The sequence below is a fragment of the Nocardia terrae genome, assembly GCF_009760405.1.
GTDB classification, from domain to species: domain Bacteria; phylum Actinomycetota; class Actinomycetes; order Mycobacteriales; family Mycobacteriaceae; genus Nocardia; species Nocardia terrae.
Window position 1 is genome coordinate 155,230 of sequence record NZ_WRPP01000013.1, and the last position, 25,928, is coordinate 181,157.

31 protein-coding genes are annotated in these 25,928 nt (G+C 63.7%); 13 read left to right on the top strand and 18 right to left on the bottom strand.

Annotated features, from left to right (window positions below; translation table 11 throughout):
* Positions 1-95 precede the first annotated feature (95 nt).
* The 9 genes from GPX89_RS40255 to GPX89_RS40295 form a co-directional block, all read right to left on the bottom strand.
* The gene (locus tag GPX89_RS40255; RefSeq protein ID WP_157393030.1) at positions 96-1,739 is read right to left on the bottom strand and encodes a CocE/NonD family hydrolase; all 1,644 of its coding nucleotides are present in this window, start codon (positions 1,737-1,739) and stop codon (positions 96-98) included.
* A gap of 195 nt (positions 1,740-1,934) precedes the next feature.
* Positions 1,935-3,914: a PTS fructose transporter subunit IIABC gene (locus GPX89_RS40260; RefSeq protein ID WP_328602872.1), complete on the bottom strand. Its 1,980-nt coding sequence runs from the start codon at positions 3,912-3,914 to the stop codon at positions 1,935-1,937.
* Positions 3,915-4,301: 387 nt separating this feature from the next.
* The gene (locus GPX89_RS40265; protein ID WP_157393031.1) at positions 4,302-5,018 is read right to left on the bottom strand and encodes a SanA/YdcF family protein; all 717 of its coding nucleotides are present in this window, start codon (positions 5,016-5,018) and stop codon (positions 4,302-4,304) included.
* A 55-nt stretch (positions 5,019-5,073) separates the two neighbouring features.
* A complete protein-coding gene (locus GPX89_RS40270; RefSeq protein WP_157393032.1) occupies positions 5,074-5,706 on the bottom strand; it encodes a TetR/AcrR family transcriptional regulator in 633 nt (210 codons plus the stop codon).
* A gap of 133 nt (positions 5,707-5,839) precedes the next feature.
* Complete coding sequence (locus tag GPX89_RS40275; protein WP_157393033.1) at positions 5,840-6,013, bottom strand: hypothetical protein; 174 nt, start codon at positions 6,011-6,013, stop codon at positions 5,840-5,842.
* A gap of 140 nt (positions 6,014-6,153) precedes the next feature.
* Complete coding sequence (locus GPX89_RS40280; protein ID WP_157393034.1) at positions 6,154-6,669, bottom strand: gamma carbonic anhydrase family protein; 516 nt, start codon at positions 6,667-6,669, stop codon at positions 6,154-6,156.
* Positions 6,670-6,678: 9 nt separating this feature from the next.
* Positions 6,679-6,957 (bottom strand): helix-turn-helix domain-containing protein, encoded by a 279-nt coding sequence (locus GPX89_RS45170; protein ID WP_235949170.1) that lies wholly within the window; start codon positions 6,955-6,957, stop codon positions 6,679-6,681.
* 199 nt (positions 6,958-7,156) lie between these two features.
* The gene (locus GPX89_RS40290) at positions 7,157-7,411 is read right to left on the bottom strand and encodes a Txe/YoeB family addiction module toxin (protein WP_157393035.1); all 255 of its coding nucleotides are present in this window, start codon (positions 7,409-7,411) and stop codon (positions 7,157-7,159) included.
* Positions 7,408-7,674, bottom strand: coding sequence for a type II toxin-antitoxin system Phd/YefM family antitoxin (locus GPX89_RS40295; protein WP_157393036.1), 267 nt, complete (start codon positions 7,672-7,674; stop codon positions 7,408-7,410). The genes GPX89_RS40290 and GPX89_RS40295 overlap by 4 nt, the downstream gene beginning before the upstream one ends.
* 146 nt (positions 7,675-7,820) lie before the next feature.
* Here GPX89_RS40295 and GPX89_RS40300 point away from each other — a divergent pair, with 146 nt between their 5' ends.
* Together GPX89_RS40300 and ald are read left to right on the top strand one after the other, a co-directional pair.
* Positions 7,821-8,609 carry an MBL fold metallo-hydrolase gene (locus tag GPX89_RS40300; protein ID WP_157393037.1) on the top strand — a complete coding sequence of 263 codons (789 nt, stop codon included), beginning with the start codon at positions 7,821-7,823 and terminating at the stop codon, positions 8,607-8,609.
* Between the two features lie 97 nt (positions 8,610-8,706).
* Positions 8,707-9,816: an alanine dehydrogenase gene (gene ald / locus GPX89_RS40305; RefSeq protein WP_157393038.1), complete on the top strand. Its 1,110-nt coding sequence runs from the start codon at positions 8,707-8,709 to the stop codon at positions 9,814-9,816.
* Positions 9,817-9,873: 57 nt separating this feature from the next.
* Here the strand turns inward: ald and sigJ are convergent, their stop codons facing one another.
* The 5 genes from sigJ to GPX89_RS40330 all read right to left on the bottom strand — a co-directional run bounded on the left by sigJ (position 9,874) and on the right by GPX89_RS40330 (position 15,008).
* Positions 9,874-10,818, bottom strand: coding sequence for an RNA polymerase sigma factor SigJ (gene sigJ, locus GPX89_RS40310; protein ID WP_157393039.1), 945 nt, complete (start codon positions 10,816-10,818; stop codon positions 9,874-9,876).
* Between the two features lie 192 nt (positions 10,819-11,010).
* Complete coding sequence (locus tag GPX89_RS40315) at positions 11,011-12,054, bottom strand: cobalamin biosynthesis protein (RefSeq protein WP_157393040.1); 1,044 nt, start codon at positions 12,052-12,054, stop codon at positions 11,011-11,013.
* Between the two features lie 243 nt (positions 12,055-12,297).
* On the bottom strand, positions 12,298-13,230 hold the full coding sequence (locus GPX89_RS40320) for an SURF1 family cytochrome oxidase biogenesis protein (RefSeq protein ID WP_157393098.1): 933 nt from the start codon (positions 13,228-13,230) through the stop codon (positions 12,298-12,300).
* Between the two features lie 17 nt (positions 13,231-13,247).
* Entirely contained in the window at positions 13,248-13,739 is a 492-nt protein-coding gene (locus GPX89_RS40325) for a low molecular weight protein-tyrosine-phosphatase (RefSeq protein WP_157393041.1), read from the bottom strand.
* Positions 13,740-13,763: 24 nt separating this feature from the next.
* Entirely contained in the window at positions 13,764-15,008 is a 1,245-nt protein-coding gene (locus tag GPX89_RS40330) for a tyrosine-type recombinase/integrase (protein ID WP_157393042.1), read from the bottom strand.
* 572 nt (positions 15,009-15,580) lie between these two features.
* Between GPX89_RS40330 and GPX89_RS46390 the strand changes: the two genes are divergently transcribed.
* From GPX89_RS46390 to GPX89_RS40370, 8 genes are all read left to right on the top strand, one after another.
* Positions 15,581-15,748 (top strand): helix-turn-helix domain-containing protein, encoded by a 168-nt coding sequence (locus tag GPX89_RS46390; RefSeq protein ID WP_407939563.1) that lies wholly within the window; start codon positions 15,581-15,583, stop codon positions 15,746-15,748.
* Between the two features lie 10 nt (positions 15,749-15,758).
* The gene (locus tag GPX89_RS40340; protein ID WP_157393044.1) at positions 15,759-16,607 is read left to right on the top strand and encodes a helix-turn-helix domain-containing protein; all 849 of its coding nucleotides are present in this window, start codon (positions 15,759-15,761) and stop codon (positions 16,605-16,607) included.
* Positions 16,608-17,475: 868 nt separating this feature from the next.
* Entirely contained in the window at positions 17,476-17,904 is a 429-nt protein-coding gene (locus GPX89_RS40345; protein WP_157393045.1) for a hypothetical protein, read from the top strand.
* 269 nt (positions 17,905-18,173) lie between these two features.
* Positions 18,174-19,142: a hypothetical protein gene (locus GPX89_RS40350; RefSeq protein ID WP_157393046.1), complete on the top strand. Its 969-nt coding sequence runs from the start codon at positions 18,174-18,176 to the stop codon at positions 19,140-19,142.
* Positions 19,139-19,393, top strand: a complete 255-nt coding sequence (locus GPX89_RS40355; RefSeq protein ID WP_157393047.1) for a hypothetical protein — start codon at positions 19,139-19,141, stop codon at positions 19,391-19,393. The genes GPX89_RS40350 and GPX89_RS40355 overlap by 4 nt, the downstream gene beginning before the upstream one ends.
* Positions 19,394-19,716: 323 nt before the next feature.
* Positions 19,717-20,340 carry a hypothetical protein gene (locus GPX89_RS40360; protein ID WP_157393048.1) on the top strand — a complete coding sequence of 208 codons (624 nt, stop codon included), beginning with the start codon at positions 19,717-19,719 and terminating at the stop codon, positions 20,338-20,340.
* 338 nt (positions 20,341-20,678) lie between these two features.
* On the top strand, positions 20,679-20,978 hold the full coding sequence (locus GPX89_RS46395; protein ID WP_407939560.1) for an HNH endonuclease: 300 nt from the start codon (positions 20,679-20,681) through the stop codon (positions 20,976-20,978).
* A 94-nt stretch (positions 20,979-21,072) separates the two neighbouring features.
* Positions 21,073-21,324, top strand: coding sequence for a hypothetical protein (locus GPX89_RS40370; RefSeq protein ID WP_157393050.1), 252 nt, complete (start codon positions 21,073-21,075; stop codon positions 21,322-21,324).
* A gap of 73 nt (positions 21,325-21,397) precedes the next feature.
* Here the strand turns inward: GPX89_RS40370 and GPX89_RS40375 are convergent, their stop codons facing one another.
* On the bottom strand, positions 21,398-21,565 hold the full coding sequence (locus GPX89_RS40375; protein WP_157393051.1) for a hypothetical protein: 168 nt from the start codon (positions 21,563-21,565) through the stop codon (positions 21,398-21,400).
* 80 nt (positions 21,566-21,645) lie between these two features.
* On the opposite strand from GPX89_RS40375, the gene GPX89_RS46400 reads away from it, so the two are divergent.
* Entirely contained in the window at positions 21,646-21,831 is a 186-nt protein-coding gene (locus GPX89_RS46400; protein ID WP_407939564.1) for a helix-turn-helix transcriptional regulator, read from the top strand.
* 270 nt (positions 21,832-22,101) lie between these two features.
* On the opposite strand, the gene GPX89_RS40380 is transcribed toward GPX89_RS46400, so the two are convergent.
* Positions 22,102-22,431: a PCC domain-containing protein gene (locus GPX89_RS40380; RefSeq protein WP_157393052.1), complete on the bottom strand. Its 330-nt coding sequence runs from the start codon at positions 22,429-22,431 to the stop codon at positions 22,102-22,104.
* A 94-nt stretch (positions 22,432-22,525) separates the two neighbouring features.
* A complete protein-coding gene (locus GPX89_RS40385) occupies positions 22,526-23,683 on the bottom strand; it encodes a helix-turn-helix domain-containing protein (RefSeq protein WP_157393053.1) in 1,158 nt (385 codons plus the stop codon).
* 431 nt (positions 23,684-24,114) lie between these two features.
* Here GPX89_RS40385 and GPX89_RS46405 point away from each other — a divergent pair, with 431 nt between their 5' ends.
* The gene (locus GPX89_RS46405; RefSeq protein ID WP_407939561.1) at positions 24,115-24,354 is read left to right on the top strand and encodes a MarR family transcriptional regulator; all 240 of its coding nucleotides are present in this window, start codon (positions 24,115-24,117) and stop codon (positions 24,352-24,354) included.
* On the opposite strand, the gene GPX89_RS40390 is transcribed toward GPX89_RS46405, so the two are convergent.
* Positions 24,344-24,529: a hypothetical protein gene (locus GPX89_RS40390; protein ID WP_157393054.1), complete on the bottom strand. Its 186-nt coding sequence runs from the start codon at positions 24,527-24,529 to the stop codon at positions 24,344-24,346. The two genes, GPX89_RS46405 and GPX89_RS40390, sit on opposite strands and share 11 nt — an antisense overlap.
* A gap of 303 nt (positions 24,530-24,832) precedes the next feature.
* Between GPX89_RS40390 and cobC the strand changes: the two genes are divergently transcribed.
* Complete coding sequence (gene cobC / locus GPX89_RS40395) at positions 24,833-25,882, top strand: Rv2231c family pyridoxal phosphate-dependent protein CobC (protein ID WP_328602873.1); 1,050 nt, start codon at positions 24,833-24,835, stop codon at positions 25,880-25,882.
* Positions 25,883-25,928: the final 46 nt, after the last annotated feature.

The window sequence follows — 25,928 nt, forward strand, 5'->3', positions numbered from 1 at the left end:
TACCCCCGGTCGCGGGGACTCTGACGCCGTGGGCGCACCGACCCGCCGGTCGGGTGCCGCGGATCGGTGCGCCGGTGGCCGTTTCGTACTCCGGATCAGGGTGCGATCGGGATGTCGATGTAGGACGGGCCGGTTTCGCTCGACAGGGTGACGATGCCGGTGGGCGGATTTTCGTCGCCGAGATAGAGGTGATCGACGGTGTCGATGACCATGATCAGTCTGTGCAGGGCGGGGAGCTGGTAGTCGGTCGCCTGGAGGCGGACGCGCAGGGATTTGGGTTGGGCGGCTTGGTCATTGGTGATGGTGGCGGCCGCGTGGGTGATGATGCGCAGGCGGTTGAAGGGATCCAGGTCGAACAGGTAGGTGATGAGGGTGGCCGTCTTCCCGGACGGGGTGACAGTCACCGAGAGTTCGGGAGTGCCCGCGATGTGATGCGGTTTCAGGAAGATGTGCGGGGTGCTCCAGACAGCCGCCTTGGTGCGATCGATGTCCTTGAACGGCTGCCGGTTGGGCATGAGCAGGCGCTCGAACATGCCGTCGAAGACAAGGGTTTTCGCGGCCATGACCTGTTCGCTGCCCGCCTGGAAGCTCTGGCTCTGGCTGGCGGGCTGTTCCACGGTCAGCCTGCCGTCGGGGGAGCCGGTGGCGGGTGCGTGCAGGTAGTAGCGGCGGGTCGACTTCGACCAGGTGGCCAGGTCGGGGGAGGAGGTCATGTCGAAGCCGTGCATGGTTTCGGTGTGGACCGCGCCGTCCTGGTCGATGCCGTTGGCCATGCCGAGGACATAGCGGTCGAGCCAGTCGTAGGCGGCCTCCGTGGTCCGGGTGTAGACGCCGGTGAGCAGACCGGCGACCTCCACGGACGAGTGGTCGCCGATGGCCAGATCCAGGCGCTTGGGGCCGGGATAGCGTTCGAAGTACGCGAGCAGCTGGTTCTGCGGGAAGATGGTCTCGTGCCAGAAGCTGGTGAAGAAGGTCGGAACGGGTTCTGGCACCGTGCGTTCCGCGTGGGCCGGTGACCTGGGCTTCGCGTAGTCGAGTACCTCGCCGATGTTCGTGTTGGCTTCGAAGTATTCGAGCATCTTCGTCAGCTCGGCGCTCGGGTTCTCGCTGATATTGCCGAGTGCCCGCGCGGCCGCGATGTGCCGGGTGCCGTTGTCGTAGAGGGCCTCGCCCAGATCGGCCCAGGTGCTCAGCGCGACAACGGCTTTGACCTTGTCGTTCTGATGGGCGACGAGTTGGCTGATACCGGAGCCGTAGGAGATGCCCATCATGCCGATCCGGTTCTCGTCGGCCTCGAGTTCGCTGTGCTGCAGTGCCCAGGCGATGACCGCGTGCCCGTCCTGGACGTCCTCGGGACCGGCGACGGTGAGTTCGCCCCCGGATCCGGGCAGGCCGCGTTCGGTGTAGGCGACGACCGCGTAGCCGCGCATCAGCAGTCGAATGACCGCGCCGCCATACATCTTCCAGCCGGTCGGGTCGAGGCCGGCGGGCATGACGATCAGGGGATGGGGCCCGTCGGTGCGCGGCCAGGCGATGAGTGCGTCGAGTTGGACGCCTTCGTGGCCCGGGATCTTGACATTGCGGATTCCGCACCGGCTGCGGACCGCGTCGACGTCCGAGGTGAGATAGGTGGACACACCTGTGGCGTCACCGGTGAGGAGGTCTTGCACGAGCGCGAGAACAGCGGCTTCCTGATCCGGGGTTATCAGGCGCAACTGACCCGAATTTGCTTGCGACATGTCCTATTCCCTTTCCGTGTGTAAAGGGAATTCGCGAATTCTCAAGGGTTGGAAGGCTTTTGCCGTTCCGGTGTGTGCAATCGTACAACGCCCGGATGAGGTCGCGGGCGAATTCGGAATGCGCGAGTTCCCTTGTCTGCCAGTGATTTCGGCAAAACGACTCGTCGGTATTTCAGATATCCGGAGGTGGTGCGGCTAAACGTGTTCGGCCGGTTGCCGAATTTCGCCGAGAATCTCGAGGATCGCCGCGCGGTCCGGCGCGGCGAGCAGCCGCTCACGGAAGGCCGGGTCCATGAGCTTGCGGGCGAGCAGGGCCAGGATGCGCAAGTGCTCGTCACCGGCGGCGGCCAGCGGGACGGCGATCATGAAGATCAGCTTGGCGGCATTGCCGTCGGGGGAGTCCCAGTCGATGCCCTGCGGGGCGCGGGCGAAGGCCACCACCGGGGCGGTGACGGCATCGGTTTTGGCATGGGGGATGGCGATCTCGTCGCCCAGGCCGGTGACGCCCTCGGCCTCGCGGCGCAGTGCGGCCGCGAGGAGTTCGTCGGCGTCGGTCACCTTGCCGCTGCGGCTCAGCAGCGTCGCCATCTCGCGGATGGCGGCCTGCTTGTCGGTGGCCGCGAGGACCGGCTGTACCGTGCGCTCGGTGAGCGCGCCGTCGAGGATCTCGGATTCGCCGGTGGCGGGGGCCTTTTCGGTGACCATCACCGGGGCCGCGGTGTGGGACCGATCCTTTCGCCGGTTCCGGAACTCGATCAGCGCGATCGTGAGGACGGCCGTCACCACCGTGCCCGCGACCACCGCGACGAAGAACATCGGAATCCCCTTGATCGCGCCCAGCAGGGCCACGATCGGCCCGCCGTGCGGCACCGCGTCGCCCACCCCGGCCACACCGGCGATCGCGCCCGCCACCGCCCCGCCGATCATATTGGCCGGAATCACCTGGGCGGGACGGGAAGCCGCGAACGGGATCGCGCCTTCGGAGATGCCGAAGAACCCCATGAACATCGACGCCAGACCGGCCTCGCGCTCCTGATCGTCGTAGAGCGGCCGGCGCAACAGCGTGGCCAGGCCCTGACCCAGCGGCATAACCGGAATCGCGGCCGCGGCCATACCCATGACCGACAGGTTGCCGGTCGCGATGAGGCCCGCGCCGAACAGGAAGGCCGTTTTGTTGACCGGGCCGCCCATGTCGAAGGCGATCATCAGGCCCACGATCGCGCCGAGCGCGATGGCGCTGGTGCCGGTCATGCCGCCCAGCCACGAGGTGAGGTGCTCGAAGACGTAGGCGATGGGGTGGCCGATGGCGTAGATGAAGAACAGGCCCACGCCGAGGGTGGCCAGGATCGGGATCACGATGATCGGCATGATCGGCTGGGCGAACCGGGGCACCTTGACCTTCTTGATCCACAGCACCAGATACCCGGCCAGGAACCCGGTCACGATCGCGCCCAGGAAGCCCGCGCCCGCCTTGGAGTCGTAGAGCGCGCCGGTGTTCGCGATCCAGCCGCCGATCATGCCGGGCACCAGGGCGGGCCGGTCGCCGATGGCGTAGGCGATATAGCCCGACAGGATCGGCACCATGAGGGTGAATCCGATGCCGCCGATCTGGTTGACGCTGTACCAGATCGAATCCTTGGGAACGACCAGTCCGCCCGACGGATCGGTGTGCCCGCCCAGCGACAGCGAGATGGCGATGAGCAGACCGCCGACCGCGACGAACGGGATCATGTAGCTGACGCCGTTCATGAGCGCCTTCAGCGCGACGCTGCGCTCGCCCGCCCCGGCCGCGGGACCCGAGCCGTGTCCTCCGCCCTGTTGAACGGGCGCGGACCGGACATCCTCGATCAGCTTCTCCGGATGGCGGATGCCCTCCGCCACCGGCACGATCAGCACCCGCTTGCCCGCGAACCGCTCGAGGTCGACATCCTTGTCCGCGGCGATGATGACACCGTCCGCGGCGGCCACGTCGGCGGTCGTGAGCGCGTTCTCCACGCCGATCGACCCTTGCGTCTCGACCTTCATGTCGATGCCCAGCGCCGCGGCCGCCTGCCCGAGTTTCTCGGCGGCCATATAGGTGTGCGCGATCCCGGCGGGGCAGGCCGTCACCGCCAGCAGCCTCCGGCGTGGTGACGAGTTTTCGATTTCGGATTCCGTTTCGACCGAACCGCCCACGCCGCGATCTCCTTCGAACGCATGCCCGTTGCTCCGACGGTTTGCATTCTGCTCGGCGCGCGAGGCGATGGCAAAGACTCAGCTATCACAATTGTGTCCGGTGGAATTTGCGGTCGAGCCGACGCGCTCACCACGTGATCGGCGAGCGGGGAACTGTGAAGCTGCTGCGTATCGCCATACAGTCGGCCCAGAATTCGGGCTCGGGTCTCGTCGAAGGGGATTGGGCGGCAGTACTTTCCGATGCGTCTTCAATGATTCGCAGTCGAAAGGTGCTGGAAATGTGGGCTCTTATTCTCGCCGCCGTCGGACTCATGGCGGGTAGCGCGGTCGCCGCGGGCGGACTGGGCAGCGCGGGCATGGCCGCCGGGAACGTCTAGAAACGACGGCTCATCGCGGTGAGTCGGCCGCCATGGCGTCGCGGACCGAAGTTTCTTGCTTGCCAAGGAACTTCGGTTCGGGGCGGACGAGGATCGAATAGACGGCCTTGGTGTCGGCCAATTGATCGCGCAGCCAGTTCTTGCGGTAGATGTCGCTGTGGGGCTGGGTGTCGTCGCCGACGCCGGTGGCGTCGATGCCGACCGCGCGGCACATGGCGACGGTGCGGGGCAGGCTGAAGTCCTGGGTGACGGCGATGGCCGAGGTGACGCCGAAGATGTCGTGGGCGCGCACACAGGACTCGTAGGTGCTGAATCCCGCGTAGTCCAAGGCGATCTTGGCGGCGGGGACGCCGTGGTCGATGAGCCAGGCGCGCATGGCGGTCGGCTCGTCGTAGTCGGGGCGGCCGTTGTCGCCGGTGAGCAGCAGGGCTTTCACCTTGCCCGCCTCCAGCAGCTTGCGGCCGAGTTCCAGGCGGGCGGCCAGGTAACCCGACGGCTTGCCGCCGGCCTTGACCTCCGCGCCGAACACGATGGCCACATCCGCGCTCGGGGCGGAATCGACGCTGAATTCGTACTTCCGTTCCGCGAGCCGGATACCCAGGTCGGAGCCGATCAGGACGACGAGGACCAGAACGAATCCGATGAGGCAGATCTTCGCTACGCGGCGCGCCGGAAACCAGGTGGCCACCCGTTTCCGGGCGGAGCTGAGGGCGGCGCGGAACTGCATGATCATGAGTCTGCCGGAAATCTCCGGATCGGCCGAATGAGTTTTCCGGCCGGAATCAGACCGGCTGCACGCCGATCATGGGCAGCACGGTGCGGCGCGCGAAATCCCGGGCCGCGGTCTCGTCGGTCAGGGGGATCAGGCCGTCCGGCGTCAGCACCAGTGACTGTCCCAGGCGGGCAAGCACTTCCGCGACCAGGTCCGGGTCGAAGTCGGGCACGTCGCCGGACGCCTGCAGGGCGCGCAGCTTCTCGGCCAGGTAGCCGCGCCCGACCGCGAGGATCGGACCGGCGTCGGTGGTCAGGCGCGGCAGGATAGTGTCGGGTTCGGTGCGCAGCAGCCGTTGCAGCAGTTTGTTGTTCGCCAGCTGGGTGATGAAGGCGACGAAGATCTCGACCAGCTGATCGTTGGCGGTGTGCCCGCCGGTGGTGGCCTCCTGCACCCGCTTGTCGATCTCGGCGATGAACAGCTGCGCCTCGCGCACGCCCACCGCGGCCACCAGATCGTTCTTGGATTCGAAGCGCCGGTACAGCGTGGCGGGACTGATGCCCGCGCGCCGGGCGATCTCACCCATGCTGGTGCGCTTGATCCCGAAGTCGAGGAAGGCCGACAGCGCGCTCTCGAGCAGCTGTTCGCCTTCGGCCCGCGGCTTCTCCAGGATGCGTTGCAGGATGGTGGGCACGGACGGCATCGAGTCTCCAGTCGATCGGGTAGCGACCGCGACGGTGCGGTGAACGGCCAAGGCGCGCAAGGCCGTCCCGCATTATCGCATCGAGGGATCGTAGCGATTCGCGCCGTGCCCGATCAGGTCCATTCGGTGCCGATCAGCGGACGTTCAGTGCCGTCATTTCCCATTCGATGGCATTGGCCGCGAAATCCCGGCCGTTGGAACGTAGTTCGTGAACTCGGCGCTGCAGCGCCTCGATTCCCCCTGGCTGTGCGGCGATATCGGCCACGCTGATCCGCCGTCGGTGCATACCGTCGTGCTCGTACGACACCGTTGAAACCTCCTGCTAGCCCGAGCGCGCACCCGGCAAACGGCGGCACAGCCCGGGCCGCCGGGAACGCTTCGCCCGATGCTAGCAGCGGCCTTTATGGTCGCTTGTTCAGTGTGGGCTTTCTCACACGCCCCCTTCAGTCACGCCTCTTGACCCTGCTGGTGCAGCGACATGTTGTGCAGGTACGCAGCCGCATTCAAGCGAATGTGATCACGCTCGGACTCACTCAGCTCCCGCCGCACCTTGCCCGGCACACCCGCCACCAGCGACCCCGGCGGAATCTGCGCGCCCTCCGGAACCAGCGCATTCGCGGCAATCAAACTCCCCGCCCCGATGACGGCCCCGTTCAACACGGTCGCCCCCATCCCGATCAGCACATCGTCCTCGACCGTGCACCCGTGCAGAATCGCGTTGTGCCCCACCGAGACCCCTTCACCCACGGTGCACGGAAACCCCGGATCGGCATGCAACACACACCCATCCTGAATATTGCTGCGCGCCCCGACGGTGATCGAGTCCATATCCCCGCGCAGCACCGCCGAATACCAGACGCTCACTTCGGCTTCCAGCCGCACCCGCCCCACCACGGTGGCATTAGGCGCAATCCACGCACTCTCGTCGACCTGCGGCGCATGCTCACCCAACTGAATCCTCATGGCCCGAACCTAGCGGCGGAAGAGGGCGCGGTGGGCGGCGGGGGTGGTGCCGAGGAGGCGGTGGAAGTGGTGGCGGAGGTTGACGCTGGTGCCCAGGCCCGCGTCGGCGGCTATGCGGTCCATGGTGTCATCGGTGGATTCGAGGAGCAGGCGGGCGTGGTCGACGCGCTGCTGGAGCGGCCACCGCTGGGGACTCGTGCCGGTGCGGTCGCGGAAGCGGCGGGTGAGGGTGCGCCGCGACATGAGGGCGGTGCGGGCCCAGCCGTCGAGATCGAGGGGCTCGTCCAAGTGTGTTCGGGCCCAGACCGTAGCGTGCTCAGCGGGGTCCTGACCGGACTGGGTCGGATCGCGATCGGGATGTATCGGACCGGTAGGTGCTGCGGTGCGGGCCACCGCGGGCGGCGGGTGAGTTCGGCGACGACTCGGCCGCTGGAAGATCGGCCGCCCCGGCCGCCCGGCATTGCGGTCGGGGCGGAAGCCGTGTTGCTCAGTAGTGGTAGCGCGCTTGGACGATGATGGGCGTGTCGCCGGCTACTGAATAGACCAGGCGATGTTCGTCGTTGATCCGGCGCGACCAGTAGCCGGACTCGTCGCCTTTCAGGGGCTCGGGTTTACCGAGGCCGTCGAATGGGTTGCGTTGGATGTCGCCGATCAGGCGGATGATACGTAGCGCCATCTTGCGATCGGTGCCCACCCAGTGCTCGAAGTCTTCGAATGCGGTCTTGACGAAAGTGACTTTCATTCAAGCCCTTTCGCCAGATCGTCGATGTCGACTTCCACGGTTTCTCCGGCCTCGGCCTGTGCGATGCCCTCGGCGAGCCGGGCGGCGTTGGCGGGGGATCGGAGCAGGTACAGGGTCTCGCGTAGGGAGTTGTACTCGTCCTCGGAGATCAGGACCGCGTTGCCGTTGCGGCTGGTGATGTGGATGGCGACGGCGTCGTCGTTGACCTGCTCGATCAGCGGGTACAGCTTCGCCCGCGCCTCGCTGGCGGACATGGAAGTCATGGTGGTGTCCTCTCGCAGGGTGTTGAGCTAATGGTACCGGATTGTGGTACGACTTAGTGGCGAGGCTTGGTGAATGACTTGATCTCGTCACATATCGGCCCACAGGTCACTGTTGGTGGCCGCGTCGAGCCGCGAGACTCGTCGGCATGACGAACACGATCGACACCGCGGCCACCACCCTCGAGCTCCTTCACATCGGCGGGCCCACCGTGCGATTCGGCTACGGCGACCTGACCTGGCTGACCGATCCGACGTTCGATGAGCCGGGCGACTACCCCGGTCCGGTCACGCTGTACAAGCTCACCGGTCCCGCCGTGCCGGTCGCCGAGGTCGGCCCGATCGATGTGGTGCTGCTGTCACACGACCAGCACGCGGACAATCTCGATGCCGCCGGGCGGGCGCTGCTGCCGAGCGTCGAGCATGTGCTGTCCACGCCGGATGCCGCCGGGCGGATGGAAGGTGTTCGGGGACTGGCGAACTGGGAGTCGGTGCGGATCGGGGCGGTGACCGTCACCGGAGTCCCGGCGCTGCACGGACCGGAGGGGTGCGAGACGTTCACCGGTGTGGTCACCGGATTCGTGCTGCAGGCGGATGGACTGCCGACGGTGTATGTCTCGGGCGACAATGCCTCGGTCGAATACGTGGAGCGGATCGCGGAACGCTTCGGGCGCATCGATATCGCGATCCTCAATGTCGGTGCCGCGAATACCGACCGGTTCGGCGACAGTGATCTGACCCTCAACGGCCGCACTGCCGCCCGCGCGTCGGCGGCACTCGGTGAGGCCGCGATCGTTCCCGTGCACGCCGAGGGCTGGGCGCACTTCTCCGAGCACCTGGACTACCTGACGCACCGGTTCATGCTGGCCGAGCGCGAGCACCTGCTGCGGATTCCGACGCCGGGCGAGGTGCTGGCGGTCGAGGTCCCGGCGCAGTGATCGAACGCCCCGGCCCGGTTTGCGCCCGGGTTGCCGAAAGCGAAATCGGGCCGTGGCGCTCATGGCGGGCGAGGCCGTCCGGGTCCACGATGGCGGTATGAGAATCGGGGTTCCGCGGGAGGTCAAGGAGCAGGAGTATCGGGTCGCACTCACCCCGGCCGGTGCCGGGGAGCTGGTGGGGCACGGGCACGAGGTGCTGATGGAGGTGGGGGCGGGCGTCGGGTCCGGGTTCCCCGATGCCGACTATGTCGCCGCCGGTGCCCGGATCGTGCCCACTCCGGAGGAGGTGTGGGGTGCGGCGGAGCTGGTGATGAAGGTGAAAGAGCCCATCGCCGAGGAGTATTCGCGGATGCGGGACGGGCAGGTGCTGTTCACCTTCCTGCATCTGGCGGCCTCGCGGGAATGCACCGACGCGATTCTGCGGTCCGGGATCACCGCCATCGCCTACGAGACCGTGCGCGCCGCGGACGGCACCCTGCCGCTGCTCGCGCCCATGAGCGAGGTCGCGGGGAAGCTGGGCAGTCAGGTCGGGGCCTATCACCTGATGTCGCCGCAGGGCGGGGCCGGTGTGCTGCTCGGCGGGGTGCCGGGCGTGCGGCCGGCGGACGTGGTGGTGCTCGGCGGCGGGGTCGCGGGCAGCAACGCGGCGGTCGTCGCGGTCGGGCTGGGGGCGCGGGTCACGGTGCTGGACACCAATATCGCGCGATTGCGGGAACTCGACGCGCGGTTCGGCGGGCGGGTCACCACCCTGGGATCCAATGCCGCCGAGGTCGAGAAGGCGGTGCTGGCAGCGGATCTCGTGATCGGGTCGGTGCTGGTGCCCGGGGCGCGGGCGCCGAAGCTGGTGTCCGACGCGCTGGTCGCGCACATGCGGCCGGGCTCGGTGCTGGTGGACATCGCCATCGATCAGGGCGGGTGCTTCCAGAGCTCGCATCCGACCACCCACGCCGAACCGACGTTCCCGGTGGCCGATTCGCTGTTCTACTGCGTGGCGAACATGCCGGGCGCGGTGCCGCACACCTCGACGGTGGCCCTCACCAATGTGACGATGCACTACGCCCGCGCGATCGCCGACCTCGGCTGGCGGGACGCCTGCAAGGCCGATCCCGGTCTGGCGCAAGGACTCACGGCCCATGCGGGCCAGCTGTACTCGCCGGAGGTCGCGGCCTCCCACGGGCTGCGGCCGGTGACACGCGTCGCCTCCTGAAATACGGGCGGGCCCGCGATCGGAGGAATCCGAGTGCGGGCCCGTCGTTTTCGTCGCTCAGTGCGACTCGCCCAGCGGCCAGTCCGGTTCCTTGTCGTCGGGCAGATGGATCTTGTCGGGATTGCGGACCACGTCGATCTTGGTGATCCGGCCCTCGTCGATGGTGAACGAGAAGACGCCGGTGTACTTGCCGTCGAACACCACCAGCCCCGGACGGCCGTTGACCAGTACCGAACGGCCCCACGCGCCACCGATATTCGACGCGAACTCCAGGAAGCCGAGCAGCGTCTTGGCCACCTTGTCCGCGCCGTGCATCGGATGCAGGAAGGCCTGCACCTTGCCGCCGCCGTCGGAGGTGAAGGTGACATTGCTGTCGAGCAGGCCGAGCAGCGCGCTCAGGTCGCCCGAACGCCAGGCGACCGCGAAGGCGGAGACCACCTTCTCGTGCTCGTCGGCGCTGGCCGGGAAGCGGGGCGTGCCGTTCTCCACGTGTTTGCGGGCGCGCGAGGCCAATTGCCGTACGGCCGCCGGGGTGCGGCCGACCACCTCGGCGACCTCCGGGCCGGTCATGCCGAAGACGTCCTGCAGCACGAAGGCGGTGCGCTCGGCGGGGGACAGGGATTCCAGCACCACCAGCAGGGCGGTGGTGACGCGCTCGTCCTGGGAGATGCGGTCGGCCGGATCGTCCCAGGCGGTGATCTCCGGCTCCGGAAGCCATTCGCCCACATACTGTTCGCGCCGGGCCCGCGCGGAACCCAGCTGGTCGAGGGCCAGGCGGCCGGTCACCGTGGTCAGCCAGGCGCGCAGATTCTCGATCTCCGCGCCCTCCGGGCTGGTGTCGTAGTAGCGCACGAGTCGCAGCCACGCCTCTTGCACCACGTCGTCGGCGTCGCTGAGGCTGCCGAGCGTGCTGTAGGCGACCCGCCGCAGATAGCCTCGGTGTTCCTCGAACTGCCGGGCCAGCTCGGCCTGATCGGGCCCGTTCCGCCGCTCGTCACTCATCGCACCCTCGCTCACTCACGCTCGCCCGGTCGGGCGAGCCGTCTACAGAACCGACGAATCTGCTCGGCGGACTGTGACATTCTCGCGGAAATCTATCGAAGTCGACCGCGCGGTCTGGTTATTGGGACCGGCCGGACGCCAGTCCCGCGCACCGGATCAGTGGCGGCATTCGATTCGGTGTCGGCGCGGGATTCAGCGTCGACGCGGCCAGGTGGTCGCCGCGGCGGCCAGCACCGCGACCACCTGAACGGCTTCGGACAGCCGCACCGCACGCCGCAGATCGCGCACCCGGGGCACCGGCCCGTCGCCGAGCGTGGGGCGCATCTCGACCCCGTGCCGATACTCCGTCTTCCCGCCGAGCGTCACGCCCAGCGCCCCCGCCATCGACGCTTCCGCCACACCGGCGTTCGGACTCGGATGCTTCGCCGCATCCCGCCGCCACGCCCGCCACGCGTTCGCGGGCCGCCCGCCGACCACCGGCGCCAACGCGGTCGTGATCAGCCCACTGACCCGAGCCGGCACAAGATTCGCCACATCATCGGTCCGCGCCGCCGCCCACCCGAACCGCCCGTACCGCTCGTTCCGATACCCCACCATCGCATCGAGCGTGTTCACCGCCCGATAAGCCAGCAACCCCGGCACCCCCGCGACCGCACCCCAGAACAGCGGCGCCACAGTCGCATCCGAGGTGTTCTCCGCGATCGACTCGAGCGCCGCCCGCGCCAAACCATCGGCATCCAGCAACGCGGGATCCCGCCCACACAACGAAGGCAACAACTCCCGCGCCCCCGCGACATCCCCCGCCTCCAGCCGATCCGCCATCTCCCGCCCGGTCTTCGCAAGCGTCGTCCCGCCGAGCACGGTCCATGTCGCAGCCGCCGTCACCACCACCTCCCCGAGCCCTCGGGCCAGACCGCGATCGGCCCGGATCGTGCTGCGCCGCCGGGACATTCGACTCACACTGTGGTCCGGCCGGTAGACGCTTTGCCGCCGCAAGACCCGCGACCGAATCCCGCCCCGGCCGCTCACCGCCCCTCGCAGCCCGATCCCCACCCCGGCCACCGCTCCGACCAACAGCACCTCGTGCACCACCCCGGCAGCGCGACCATCCCGATAGGTGAACTCCTCCACCTTCATCGCCACCGACCCGAACCCCGCCACTGGATGCCCCCGCCGCGGATCCCCGAACACGCGGTCCACCCCGAACCCGAGCACCAGTCCCACCGCAGTAGCCATCCCGATCCGCACCCCGCGAGGCTATCCGAGCCCCATCCCGCCCCCACGCGCCCTACCGTCGAGGACTCGGCCCGATGCGAACCCTCGCCCTCGACTCGGTCACCTCCGGCCCGCCCTCGTGCCCGACGGTAACCTCCCGCCTCCCGCCAATTTCGTCGAGTGGCACACCACCGAGGGGATTTGTCCGTTCCCCCCTCGCTGGTGTGCCACTCGACGTCGCTGGTCGGGTGGGCTTGCGGCGGGTCAGCGGCGGGTGCCGCCGTAGCGGTCGGTGAGGCGGGCCTCGTTGGTGGTGGGTTTCGTGGCGGGGGGCGGGTCGTTGGGTTTGGTCGGTTTCGAGGCGACGGGCGATTCGGCTGCGGCAGTGGCGGGCTCGTTCATGTCGCGGGGCGCGGCGGGTTGGGTGGCGGCTTCGGCTTTTTCGCGGCGGCGGGCGCGGATTTCGGCCCAGATGAAGTAGCCGAGGCCGAGGGGGGCCATGACGCCGAAGGCCAGCCATTGCAGGCCGTAGGAGAGGTAGGGGCCGGCGTCGAGTTGGGGGAGGGGGTCGGGGGTGAAGGCGCCGGGCTGGTTGGGTTCGAGTTGGAGGTAGCCGCCGAGGCCGTCGGTGGGGATGGGGGTGAGGGGCAGGCCCATCACCGTGGCTTCCTGGGCGGTGTCGGTCGTATAGACCTGGCGGTAGCCCTCTTCCGTGGTGGGGGGCTTCTTGTCGATGACGCCCTCGGAGGCGCGGACGCGGGCCTCCAGATGCTGGGTGCCGGTGGGCGGGGCGGCGATGACGGCGGGCGGATGGGTGCCGCCTTCGGCCGCCGCGAGATTGCCGCGATCGACCAGCAGGGTGCGGCCGTCGTCGAGGCGGAAGGCGGCGAGCACGGTGTAGGCGGGCTGGCCGTCGAGGTGGCGCAGCCGCACCAGCACGGTCGAATCCGGGACGTAGGCGCCGTCCGCGGTGACGCGCCGCCACTCGGTGTCCTTGCCGCTGCCCGAGAGCATGGTGGTGATGTCGACCGGGGCGGCGTGCACCGAGTTCGCGATGCGGTCATTGCGTGCGGAGGTCCGCGTGTTCTTGCCGAGCTGCCAGGGCGCGAGCACCGAGAAACACAGGTAGGCGAACCCGACCACGACGACCGCGAGAATCAGCCAGCTGGGCCGCAGCAGAAAGGTGAGGCGCCGCAGCACGGAAGTCTTCGAGCTCATGCGGTCCGGCCTCCGGACTGTTCGCCGAGTTGCTCACGCACCCACTCGAGGAGTCCCGGCATCGCCGCCTCGATCTGCTCGCGCACCGACGCGAAGTCGGCCTGGTCCCCGTAGTAGGGGTCCGGCACCGACCGCCCGGTGGCGGACGGATCGAAACTCCGCAACAGCCGCCGTCGATCCGAGGGCACCCCCAGCCGCGCCAACTCCCGCTCGTGCCCGGTGTCCAGCGCCACCAGCAGATCGGCGTCCCGATGCTCGGGCCCGATCACCGCCGCACTGTGCCCGATCGGATACCCGTGTGCCACCAGCTCCTTCGTGGTCCGGTAGTCGGCTTCGTCCCCCACGTGCCAACTCCCGGTCCCGGCACTGCTCACCCGCACCCGATCCGCCAGCCCGTCCCGTTCCAGGTACGCGGCGAAGATCTTCTCGGCCATCGGGGACCGGCAGATATTGCCGGTGCAGATAAACGTGACGTGAAGTTCACCCATGGTTGCCCAGCTCAGACATGGTTTTCAGGCTGCTTTCGTCTCCGCATTTTCGGCCTTGGCAAGGTTTTGGCAAGGTGCAGGGCTGTAAGCCTTGTCCATGGCAACCGCCACCCGGTCTAGGTCGGTATCGAACAGGTCCGCGTACGTCTTCAAGGTAATCGACGGGTCAGAGTGACCGAGCATCCGCGCCAGCGCCAGAACGTTAGCCCCAGCCGACACAGCGAGGCTCGCGCACGTGTGGCGGAGATCGTGGGGAGTGACCCGCTGAATCTTCGCCCGCTTAACCGCGCCAGCGAACCAGCCGTCACCATGCTTGGACCGAGGTAGGTACTCGTCAGGGTCGCCAGGGTGAGGGAACAGCAGGGCGTCACCTAGCTTGCCCTTGGTGCGTTTCTTCAGCTCCACCATGACGAACAGCGGCACGGGAACGGTCCGCCACTTGTCGCTCTTGGTAGTGCCTACCTCGATGCCGTCTGACAGCTGTACGGCGTTCTCAGACACGATGAGCCTGCCCCTGGTGGCGTCAACGTCACGCACCCGCAGCGCTACCGCTTCACCCCAACGCAGACCGCAGTACGCGAGGACAAGCACCAGCGTTCGATGCTGCCCGGCTTCCTTCGCTAACCGCTGTACGTCGTCGTTGGTGAGGTATACGTGCCGCTTCTTGGTCAGCTTGGGCACGCCATCAATCCCACGGGCAGGGTTGCCCTTGATCGCTCCGCGCTTCTTAGCAAGGTCGAGAATGCCGACCAGCGTTGTGTGTGCCTGCCGGATGAGGGAAGCCCCATCGGAGACCTTCCCGCCGCGTGCTTTGGCCTTCTCCGCTCGTTCCTGAGCTTCAAGGAGCAGGTCTGTAATCCAGGCTTCTACCGCGTCACTGGTGATCGCTGAGACCTTGACGTTCTCCCACCTGGGTTTAACGTGCAGTCGCCACGATCCTTCGTTCGCGGTGTAGCTGGATTTCTTGTTCGCGGCCTTCTTCGCCTTCAACCAGTCGGGGGCTAGCTCTCCTACCGTGATCCTGCCCTTGGACGGCGCTACGTACTCGCCAGCGTCAATGCGAACCTTGTTGTTGGCCTTGAAGGTTCGTGCGTCTTCCAGGCGTTCAAACCCTCGCTTCTGGGACTGCTTCCCTTCGGGGGTCTGGTAGACGACTCGGTAGCGAATTCCTTTGTCGCCGGGTCGCTCTGGCTTCACCCGGTAGGCGTAGATTCCTGGGTCTTTGACCTCCGGTAGTGGTGGGAGCTTCTTCGCTGCCTTGGTGGTCATTCGGCGTTTCCTGCCCTCTCGTGGTTCTAAGCGTTCACGTTCGCCGTACTGAGGGGCACGGCTAGGTCTGACGCGGTGAGGTGGCCGGTTGCGTACAGGCCAACGATTACGGGATGGGCGTAGGCGCGACAGATCGCGATCACTGTTTCCGGGTTGGGTTTTCCGCCGCTGGTGTTGAGTCTCTTGTACAGCGTCGTGTGTTCGACGCCGATTCGAGCGGCTACGGTCCTGTAGCTGTCGCCGCCTGTGACCTCCTGATACCAGGAGCGCCAGGCTTCGACGGGTTGGTTTGCTGGCATGTTTCCAGACCTACAGTGTTGCCAATCTTCAACGCAAACTAAACGGTCGGTTTAGTGGCGTGGACAACAAGGCTGTTCGGTCTGTGTGCGACCGCATGACGACACGGATCGAATGGGGAGCCGGTCAACACCGCCCGCAAAGGTCGTTGACCAGGTGTTATCCCCTGTTCTCCCTGGTCGAGCCGGGCGCACTGTCGGACAGGTGGTGTGAACTCCTCTCGTCCACAACGGACCACAGAAAAGCCGAGAGGAGCACACGCAATGCCTACGACCATGACACCCGCGAAGGCCGCAGAGATTGCCGGATGTCACCTGAATTCAATCTACGCAGCACTACTGTCCGGCGAACTGAAGGGCTATCAGAGGAGGGCTCCCCGAGGACGTTGGCGAATCTTCCCCGAAGACTTGACCCGCTGGATTCGCGGCGAAGCCCCAGCCTGAGGTGGTCGAGTTGTCCAAGGAGCAAGACCCGCCACGGTTCGAGGTGAAGCGCCACAACAAGCCAAGAGACGGCTTCACGGTGATTCGCAACGAATTTCACCGAACGCGCCTGTCCCTCAGGGCGAAAGCTGTCATGTGTTTCCTGATGACCCACGATGAGCGTTACCAGCTCTCCAAAGCCCTGGTAGCCGAATGTCTGGGCTTAAACCGAAGGACGGTCATGGGAGCTATAGCGGACGCGGAGAGAAGTGGGTACCTGGTTAGACAGCCGGTTACCGGTCTGCGTAACCAGCTAGTGAACATGAACTACCACGTTTCGGATATTCCATTCACTGACGCGGAGAAGGCGGACTTGCGGTGCACTCTGAGGACTGCGCGGGAGGTTCCGGAGGCTTCTCTATCCGAGCGGCTGAACTCGATGGCAGTGTGTACACAATACACACCAGACCTACCAGAGGAGTATGCAGAAAATGCACACTACTGTGCAGAAAACGCACACTCCAACGATGAGGACGAACGGCAGTATGCAGAAAATGCACTCGACGGTGTGCAAAAACTGCATGCATTAGAAGACCAAGAGAATACTACTAGTATTAGTACTTCTACTCTTAGTAAATATCTCTCTAGTAGTGAGAGCGAGTCTGACGACTCGGACGCGGAGAAGGGCAGAGAACAGGAGTCGGTTGATGAGCTTCGGGATGAAATCTACTTCGAGATGGAATCCAGGGGCTTGGACGCTGAGTATGACTTAGAGCCCTGGTGGTATAACAACGTCAGATTTACCGATTGGCGGTTGGATGACGATTGGGATGGGCTAGTTGGTCTTCTGGGATGGGTTAGGGACCAGGAGAAGCGCTAACCGGAGATGGACGCTTTGGGTCGGGGAACTTCGTTCCCCTTCCTCCGCGTCACGGCGTAGCCGCCTGAAGTGTCATTTCGGGACACTACGTCTTAGAGCCATTCTCCGGGATTAGATCCATCGAACCTAGAGGTATGTACCCGAACGCCCTAAAAATGGCTCAGCGTTTGATTCTGAGCCGGGAATCGCTATTTCAACGATGGGGAGGTGAGTGGGAAATGGAGTCCGGGGAGGTTTTCAACCGTACTGACTGCTATTACTGCGGGCGCTCCCTAGCGTTAGGTGAGCACCGCATTTGCACGAGTGGGCTTAGGTGCCTTGTTCTGGCCTGTCATCATTGCGGCTCTATGGCGTATTTTGCGACGGAGGACGGTTGGTCCTTTGCCTGTGTTGGGTGCGGTTCCTTCGTAGGCATCAGAAGGGATTACGTGGAGGCGGTGGATTGGTCCGCTCTTCGTCCTCCTCCGCGTATGAAGCCATCTTCTAAGCGTGCTGCGGCTAGGAATGTGGTTTTGCATCAGGTCCGGGACTGAGCAAGATGGACTATTGGACATCTTGAAAAGAACTCCGGAATCCAAAATGACAGACTCCTTGTAACAATCAATCGAGGAGGCTGACACCGTGGAAGAACTCCCGGAGATGCTAGCGGCCCATCGAATCGGTCGCACAGAGCGAACAATCCGCGAGTGGTACTACCGAGGGCTAATCACCCGAAGGCGTAAGCATGGACTCAACATGTACCGGCTCAGCGAATTGGAAGCGGTAATGAAAGACCATGGTTCCAACTGGGGCGGGAATCGACGCAAACCAAGCGATATGCCGAGATTCATCCGCCCGACCGTCTACCGCACAGAAACACTCGAAGTCAATGACACCGAATGAGGCATGGAATTTCGATCGGGAAGTTGGGTGGGTAGTCCGGGTTAAGAGCAAGTCCGGCTCAGGATCGGCGAAATGGGCCGTGGTGTCGGGTGGACTCCTCCGTAAGAAGCTGAGTTTTACCCAACTTCAAAGTCTATGCGATGCGATCACCGATGCTGAGGAGTTTGGTATTAGCACCTGCGGCAATTGGACTGTAACCAAGATTTTGGATCGTAACAGCGTGCCGGGCTACGCAATTCTACATAACCGCGGTGGTAGGACATTTCCGATTGGACTTGCAGAGTTGCAGGCGGAGCCATTTCTTGCCTCCGCGTTCGCCGCACTCTCCTTGCGTGAAGAGCATCTAATCAATACCAGGAAGTCAAAGTTAACACATGACAGAAAACCTGTTTACAGAGCTGGCCAAGCTCGCTGAGCTAAACGCTCGAAAGGCTGAGTGGTTCCATATGAACGAACGGCCATACGGCGAAGACTGCAAGCCATACCACTACAGCTATCGACGCGGGTACGGAGTATCTAACCCTCGCACCGCGTACCCGAAGTGCGTAGGCACGAACCCTTGGGAGGGAATCAGCCAATGAGACCGGTAACCCTCATTTTCGCGATCATCGGGACGGTTTCTTTGATCATTGCCGCGTGTATCGCATTCCGTATGTAGACCAGATAAGATTTGGGAGATAGACCTTGACTAAGAAGAACACCGCCGTAACTGCCAACCAGGCGATCGCACATCTACACCATTTTAAGGACAAGGAGACCCGTAACCTTCTCCTCGCTGTCGCCGGTATCGGAATCCCTCTCACTGGGGTTGCTACTGAGCTGGAGAGCCTTCACACGATCGGGCAGCGGTTCGGCAGCCTGGAAGACGAATATGCCGCACGGGCAACGCGTGTAGATTTTGAAGCCCTCGAAGCGCTCTCCTCTGACGGTGATGTGGCCGACCTTAAGGCGGTTCTTTGGCAGCTGATTTGCAAAGAGAACCTACCGACTGTTCAGAACAAGTACAGCACTGAGGTTGCGGCAGCGAGCCAGCTGGTTCGAAACGCTGCCTACGCCAATTCCATCGAATGGCTGTCTCAGCTATCGAACATTTACGCCAAGGAGCATGATTCCTTGTTCATGGCAGATGAGAACAATATTGATGAGACGCCACGGAAGAAGCTGGAGCGAGAACAGCGGCGAAATACGCTTCGCAGCGTTGAGCAGGCTATTCGCGGATATCTCGGCGCAACCCTCGCGGGAAGTATTGACGAGAATATGAGCAACGCCCCGAAGGCTAGCCTTCTTGCTCGATACGAGTTCACCGTTGAACAATGGATTGCCGTTACCGTTCCCAAGCTCTACAGCATTCAGCGCAAAGCTACCGGACCGGGTGCATATGACTTTCAGCGAGTGAACCACTATGAGACTGCGGAGGAATTTGAGATTGCGCTAGCTCGGGCGGCTAGCGAGGTTGGCGCTAAGCCTCGACTCTTCCCCGGAACCTACCATGACCTTTCGGAAGAATATGACCGTATGGACCGCGAGGCTGACGCGCTTATCCGCTCCAAACATCAGGGCGGTTCCCTGGAGGAATTCAGCGCGGAAGAGTTGGCGATCGAAGCTCAGGTGCATTTCTGGCGAGAAATTCGAGAGAGTCGTAATAAGCAATGAACCGCCTGTCTGTCAACCGTAACCCCATTCGTGCTGACCGGGCCATGAAGGTGCTAACCCATGTGTCGCATTGCAAGATCATGCATCGCTCTAAACCGCTAGCCGTAACCAATGGCGTCGGCCTGAAAGAGAAGGCCGAGAAACTGGAGAAGCTGGGGTATGAAATACTTGTACCTTGGCAGCCTGCGAATATGACCGGCTCGTATGTGTGCTGGGTGCGCAAGCGGATCGTCTTGAATTTCGGCGACTAACCCCACTCAATATATCGGCTCGGGTGTCCACTGATTCCACCTGAGAGCGGGCAGGAAACGAAACCTAAGTAGCTTCCGTGGCCCGCACCCCAATGGACGAGAAAGTCAAATGCAAGCCACCACCGAAGACCCAAGACAGAAACTACTCAGCATAGCGTTAGACGTAAACGCTGAAGTGCACCGAGCCTACTGGGAAACCTGCAACTTCTACACGGATACAGCAGCCGGAATTGAGTTCGCAAAAACCCTCCATGCGCAAATGGTGACTATCCAAGGCTTCGCGATGCTACTCGGGACAAGCCTCCTAAAAGAAGGGTGAAGAAGTGGAACCACCTTTGAAGCCTGCCGACTGGCTGAGAGAATATCTAGCCCAGCACGGACCAACCGACCGCGAAAAGCTCATGCACGATGCTCACAGTAGCGGCTACAGCGAATCCCAGATGAAACGGGCATCCAAGAATATCGGTGTTCTATTCGAGAACATCAGCACCACCCCGAGGCGAACCGTTTGGAGCCTGCCAGGGCAAGAACTACCGGCCGTCGAACACTCCTCGAAGGCCGAGCTTCGCAATCCAAACATTGACGAGTTGCAGCTACTTAAAGACAGCCTGCATGAATTGGAAGTGCAGAAGGCAAATGCTCGGGGAGCTTCCTTCGCGCAGATTCACCGGCAGTACATGCAAACCGTAGCGCGGATTACGGAGCTTGAAGCCGCCGCACCAACCAAGGAAGAGCGAGAAGCGTCCTGGCGAGTCGAATTGGTTAAAGCCGCAGACTGCACAGCCGAGCAAATCATTTGCGTACATGCCTACCCCAAATCGACCTACAGTCGTCAGATTATCCGGGAGGCATTCCGGGTAGTGTTCGAAAATGAAACCCCGGATGATACCCCTAACCCTCACGCGGACGAAGGGGACCGATTTGTTTACGAATGGGAGACGGCTTAGCAGCCGCTTGTCTGTCCGTGTGTTTTCTAGTCGGTACGGCAATTGGTACGGGCAGTTAGGCCGGTCAAATGCCCTGGTCAAATCCACTTGGCTCAGTCGGGACGGCCTTTTTTCAATTGCCGCGTGCGAGTGGATGCAAAGCCTGAGGGGCATCCGCTAAGGGGTGGGGAGGGGTCACTAGGTGGGTGTTAAGGGGCTCAGATTTGGACGTAGGGCCACTTTCCCGGGTTGCCCTTGGCTTCGTATGGTCAATCATTTCCGATTCGCCTACGGCCAAATTAGAAGGTCTTTCCAATTCATCTCGACACACATGCAGAGAAAGGGGGTGAACCATAGCTATGGCTAGGACTGATACAGGCCATAGACGGCATAGGCGCAATAGGGAAAGATTGAAGCGACTTCGTGAGCCTTGCCATCTATGCGATGAGCCTATTGACTACTCGATTCCTTATCCTCATCCAGATTCTTTCGAAGCTGATCATGTGAAGCCTGTTTCTAAAGGCGGTTATCTTTTCGGAGAGTTGAGGGCTTCGCATAAGCGTTGTAATACCGCTCGCGGTAATCGTAGTGTTGATGAGTATAGAGATTCTATTCGCGTTGATTGTGTTGATCGGTTTCCTACTTCTCGCGAATGGTAGTTAATTGGGCTTTGCTCGTGTGGGTGGGCCTATTGGTATAGGCTCTGGGGTTATAGATGGCCCTGGGGTATTGATTGGTTAGGGAGTGTTGGTTATGGGTAATGATCCGTTGCGTTCGATGCTGGGCGGTTTGGCTGATAAGGCCGTGTTCAGCTTGGCGGACATCTTCGGCGTTGGTGAGGGTGTTTCTGTGCCGGAGGACGGTGCTGATTCGGCTGAGGGTGCTCCGGGTGAGGGCTTGGAGGCTTTCAGCACTGAGGAGCTTCAGGCGGAGATTGATCGGCGTAGGGACGCGGAGGAGGAGCTGGAGGAGTCCGGGTCTGTGTCTGCCCAGTCTGCGGAGTAACTGAGCATGTGTGCGGCCCCTTGGGAGATTGGTCCCAGGGGGCCGCTTTTCGTGTATCTACGGGCGGCTTGCGCTACGTGGACTGGTCCAGAGAGGAAAGCTGCCGGAGCTGTCCAAGGATGTCGTTCATCCCGTCCGTGAGTCGGTCTAGCTTCTCGTTGACGCCTTTGAAGTGGTCGGCTAGTGGCTGGTCGCCTAGGGATTGGCGGACTTGGTGGAAGCTTGCGGCTACGTCGTCCATGGGGGCGACGATAGTTGTTAATCCGGTTTACGTGATCGGTTGAAGGGCAACAGTTCACGATGGCTAGGGTGCCGCTCATGATGGAAGATCGCTGGTTGTCGCGGCAGGAAGCGGCAGGGTACTTGGGGGTTTCGCCGCACACGATGAGGGCATGGGCAGTGGAGCGGAAGGGGCCTAGGTTCTCGAAGGCTGCGGGTAGGGCTCGCTACTGGTCTGGTGATCTCAGGGATTTCATGCAGTCCGGCTATGTCGATTGGGCCTTATAGGTCACCGCGGATTCAGGAAACATGCTGCTGACCGGGTGATCTTCAACAGCCGGCCTCGGTTGCCTGGGTCACAGGCCATTCAATCCTGTTGCGACACAGTCCCGAACACTAGGCATGTTGCGAATCATGTAGACAGTTGGGCTGTTTGGTTCACACCAGGCGTGACACAGAGCCTGTAGCACTGAGCCCCTCCGGCGGCATCTGGCGGATTGGCTGGAGGGGCTGAGGCTGAAGGGTGTTGGACCTTCGGCGGGGGATGCTACCGATTGGTTAGGCGGGGAGCACGTAGGCACGAGCGAACCAGTGCCCTACCTGTGCCGAGTGGAGGTGTCCCGCTATGCCCCGGTCGCCTTGCACTGCCATCGTGGCGTGAACATGTACTACCCCGTCGCGGATTTCGCCTGTTCCGTGCATTTCGGCGGGCATGTTGTACGTGCTGATGATGTCGGCGGAGGCGTCGTGCACAGGCATGGTGGAGATGGTGAATGAGTCCACGGCACCGATGAGGGACACGATTGCCCCGTTGGTGATGCCTGCCGTGTCGGCCTGCTGCTTGATCTCGGCGAGTAGTTCAGCGCTCTTGATCTCGAAGACATGCATGGTCGGGAGGGTAGAGCGCAGGGATGGGTGTCGGGGGTCTTTTCGGGTCTTCCATCCCCATGCCGTTAAACATGTATTTCGGGATGGTGATGGGCTAGATGCTGGTCCCCAGCCAGCTCGCGAACCCTGCCAGTGTCTCAGTTCTACGCTTCTCCGCTGCGGCAATCCCGTGCAACGTCTCCCTTACCGAGGGATGCAAGCGGGTCTGCTGCGGTGCGGCAACACGGGCCTTGTTCAGTGCCACCAGCGCCTTGTCCGGCTTCCCCGACATGAGCCATGCTCGGGCGTTGTCCTGCCAGTGGTGGGCAATCCTGGTCGGTGGAGCGTCTGGCCCGTGGGTGAGCTTCGCCCCGTCAAGTGCCGCCTTGTTCGGGTCTCCGGACTCCAGTTCGATTGCGTGCGCGTGGATATCGACGTTCAACGGTCCGAACGCAGTCATATAGATGTCTGTCTCGCCGGTCTGATTAGCGAGGTCTCGGGCCGCTTGGATGTGGTCTATAGCGTTGGGGTAGTTGAGTTTCCGTGCTTCGTTGATCGCTCCGGCAAGGTGGGAGTAACCGGCTATCACCATGCCCTCACGGGTGTTGGCTGCCCCGTCGATAGCTGAGGTGATGAGCTGTCCCGCTATCTCGGATTCTCCGTAGTGGGTGAGCAGTCGTGCCCGTGCCAGGGCGGAGAACGCCCCATAGTTCGAGTCTGAGGCGAGAGGGGCGTAGCCGTCTGCAAGGTCCAGGGCGGGGAGAGCCAACATGAGGTGCCCTGTCCTGCGGGCAGACCATTCGGCAAGCACGTAGGCGGAAGTCAACAGGGTGTAGGCGCGGGCCTTCTCAACCCCGGACAGTTCCCGTACGGCACCGTGGATACGTCGGATGAGGTCTGGAAGTACCTCGATTGTCTGCCTGGTGCGGTCGTTGCGGTAAAGCTGCTGTGCTGCCTCTAGATCGGCTTCAATCTGGGACAGGGGACCTGGGTCTACCGCTCGGGCGTATCGGCCCTCTGCGAGCAACACAGACAGGGCGTTAACGGCGTCGGACAGTGGTTTGCCGTCGTCGTAGGGTGCCCCGGTCAGTTGGTCGGGGGAGATACGCAAGGCTTTGGCGACTGCGGAGGTAAGCCCCGGCGATGCTGGCTCACGGCCTTGTTCGACGGCCTTAATCATGGACAGGGAGTAGTTCGACCTCTGCGCCAGCTGGCGTTGCCCTAGCCCAGCGATTTTCCGCTCTGCCGCGATGCGCTGCCCAACATTCGCCATGTCTCGAGGGTAGTCCGGTGCCGGTCGTGGTGCAGGTGGAAAAGGTTGAGGTGAGCGGGCAATGCTGTCCCTTTCCTGTCCCTTGCCACCGTTGCCAGCGGCGAACCTTCTTTCATGGCGGAAGGGGCAACCATGCGAGCGAACCCAACGGCGTTGTTGTACATAGACCCTGAGGTTTCCGGGGCCGCTCTGGAGTGGGACGTAGCGCAGTGTCGTCGGCTGGGCCGCAGACTCGGGTACGTCTTGGTGATCGTGCCGGAGTTCTCGGTTCTCGGCTTGGTGGATCAGGTTCGGGTAGCGGATGTGGACGCGGTGGTTGTGCCTAGCCCTGATCACCTGAGCGCGCCGCTTGTGGCTCTCCTGGCTGACACGGTGGATGTGGAGTCAGTGCAGCCGCGTCGGTCTATCTGCCGTCCATCGGTGAGGTTGGCATGAAGCCGTCTGGTGTTGCGGCCGACTTCGCCGTGTTGGCTATCTTGTCCGTGGGTGGTCTGATGACGGTTGATCAGCTGTCCCGTGAGGCTGGGCTTACGTCTTGGTCTACTCGTGCTGCTGTGGCCCGTCTGGAGGCTCGCGGGTTGATCGTGGATTCCCAGAGGCAAGGCCGCTGGCAGATCACAGACAGGGGGCGTGGAGCGTGGACGGTCAAGGGGAAGCGCTTCACGCTCTAGGCGGTAGCTTCCTGTTGATCTCGTCCAGGGTATTGCTCATCTTTTCCAGGAGGTGGAGAAACACGCCTGCCTGATCGTGAAAGTTGAACGGCTCAACTAGCGGATCGGGATCTATCTCAAAGGACTTCCGGATTGCCGCCAGGTGCTCAGTCATGATCTGGGGAAATGAACGCATGTCGGGGCTCCTTGCTTGCGTGGATGTGAGCCCTAGGTAGATCGTTTTGCGTGGCTGGTGCGTTGCTCCCTCTTGGTTTGCCGATGGCAAGATTTCGGCAAGTAGCCGCAATCAACCGTTGTGATTGGCTGTGCATCGTTGGTATTGCCTATAGGGTCTGAGCTGGGCGTTTGACGCATCTTAGCTGGGGGTGCTAAGCGCGCCGAATAATGTTGCCGGTGCAGATGAAGGTCACATGCAGCTCGCCCACGACAGCCATTCTGGCCGGTGACCGCGAACACCGGCCACGTAGGGTGGACGGCTGTGCCGGACGACACCGAACTCGACGAATTCGACCGTGCCGGGCTGCGCCATCACGGGGACGTGGAGGCGCGGGCCGGGATGGTCGATTTCGCGGTGAACGTGCAGGGGAGCGCGCCGCCGGAGTGGTTGCGGGAGCGGCTGGCCGGGCGGCTGGGGGAGTTGGGGCGGTATCCGGCGGGCGAGGACGAGCGGCGGGCGCGGGCGGCGGTGGCCGCCCGGCACGGGCGGGCCGTCGACGAGGTGCTGCTGCTGGCGGGGGCCGCGGAGGGGTTCGCGATGCTGCCGCGTTTGGGGTCGGCGCTGGCGGCGGTGATCCATCCGTCGTTCACCGAGCCGGAGTTGGCGCTGCGCGAAGCGGGGGTGCCGGTGACCCGCGTGGTGTTGGAACCGCCCTACACCCTCGACGGGGTGGCGGTGCCGGAGGACGCGGATCTGGTGGTGGTGGGCAATCCGACCAACCCGACGTCGGTGCTGCATGCGGCCGCGGACATCCGGGCGCTGCGGCGGCCCGGGCGGATCGTGGTGGTGGACGAGGCATTCGCCGACGCGGTCCCGGACGAGGCGGAATCGATTGCGGGGGAGAGCCTTCCGGATGTCCTGGTGTTCCGGAGCCTCACCAAGACCTGGGCGCTGGCGGGGCTGCGCTGCGGCTACGTGCTCGGTGCGCCCGAGGTGCTGGCCCGGTTGAATCACGGCCGCGCGCACTGGCCGCTCGGGACGCTGCAGCTGGAAGCCATTGCGGCGGTGAGTGAACCGCGAGCCGTCGCCGAGTCGCGGCGCAAGGCCGAGACCATCGCGGCCGATCGGGCGGCCATGATTCCGCGGCTGCGGGAGCTGGGCATCGAGGTGCACGAGCCCGCGGCCGGGCCGTTCCTGCTGATCCGGGTCCCGGATGCCGAATTGTTGCGAAAGAAGCTCGCGGACAAGGGGATCGCGGTGCGTCGCGGTGATACGTTCCCCGGGCTGGACGCGGGCTTCCTGCGGGTGGCGGTGCGGCCCGCCGCCGAGGTGGACCGGCTGGTCGCGGCCATTCGCGACGTGGGCTTGTGAACAGGCGGACAACAGGGCTGGGGTTTCAGGGGCGATGCCCCTGCGA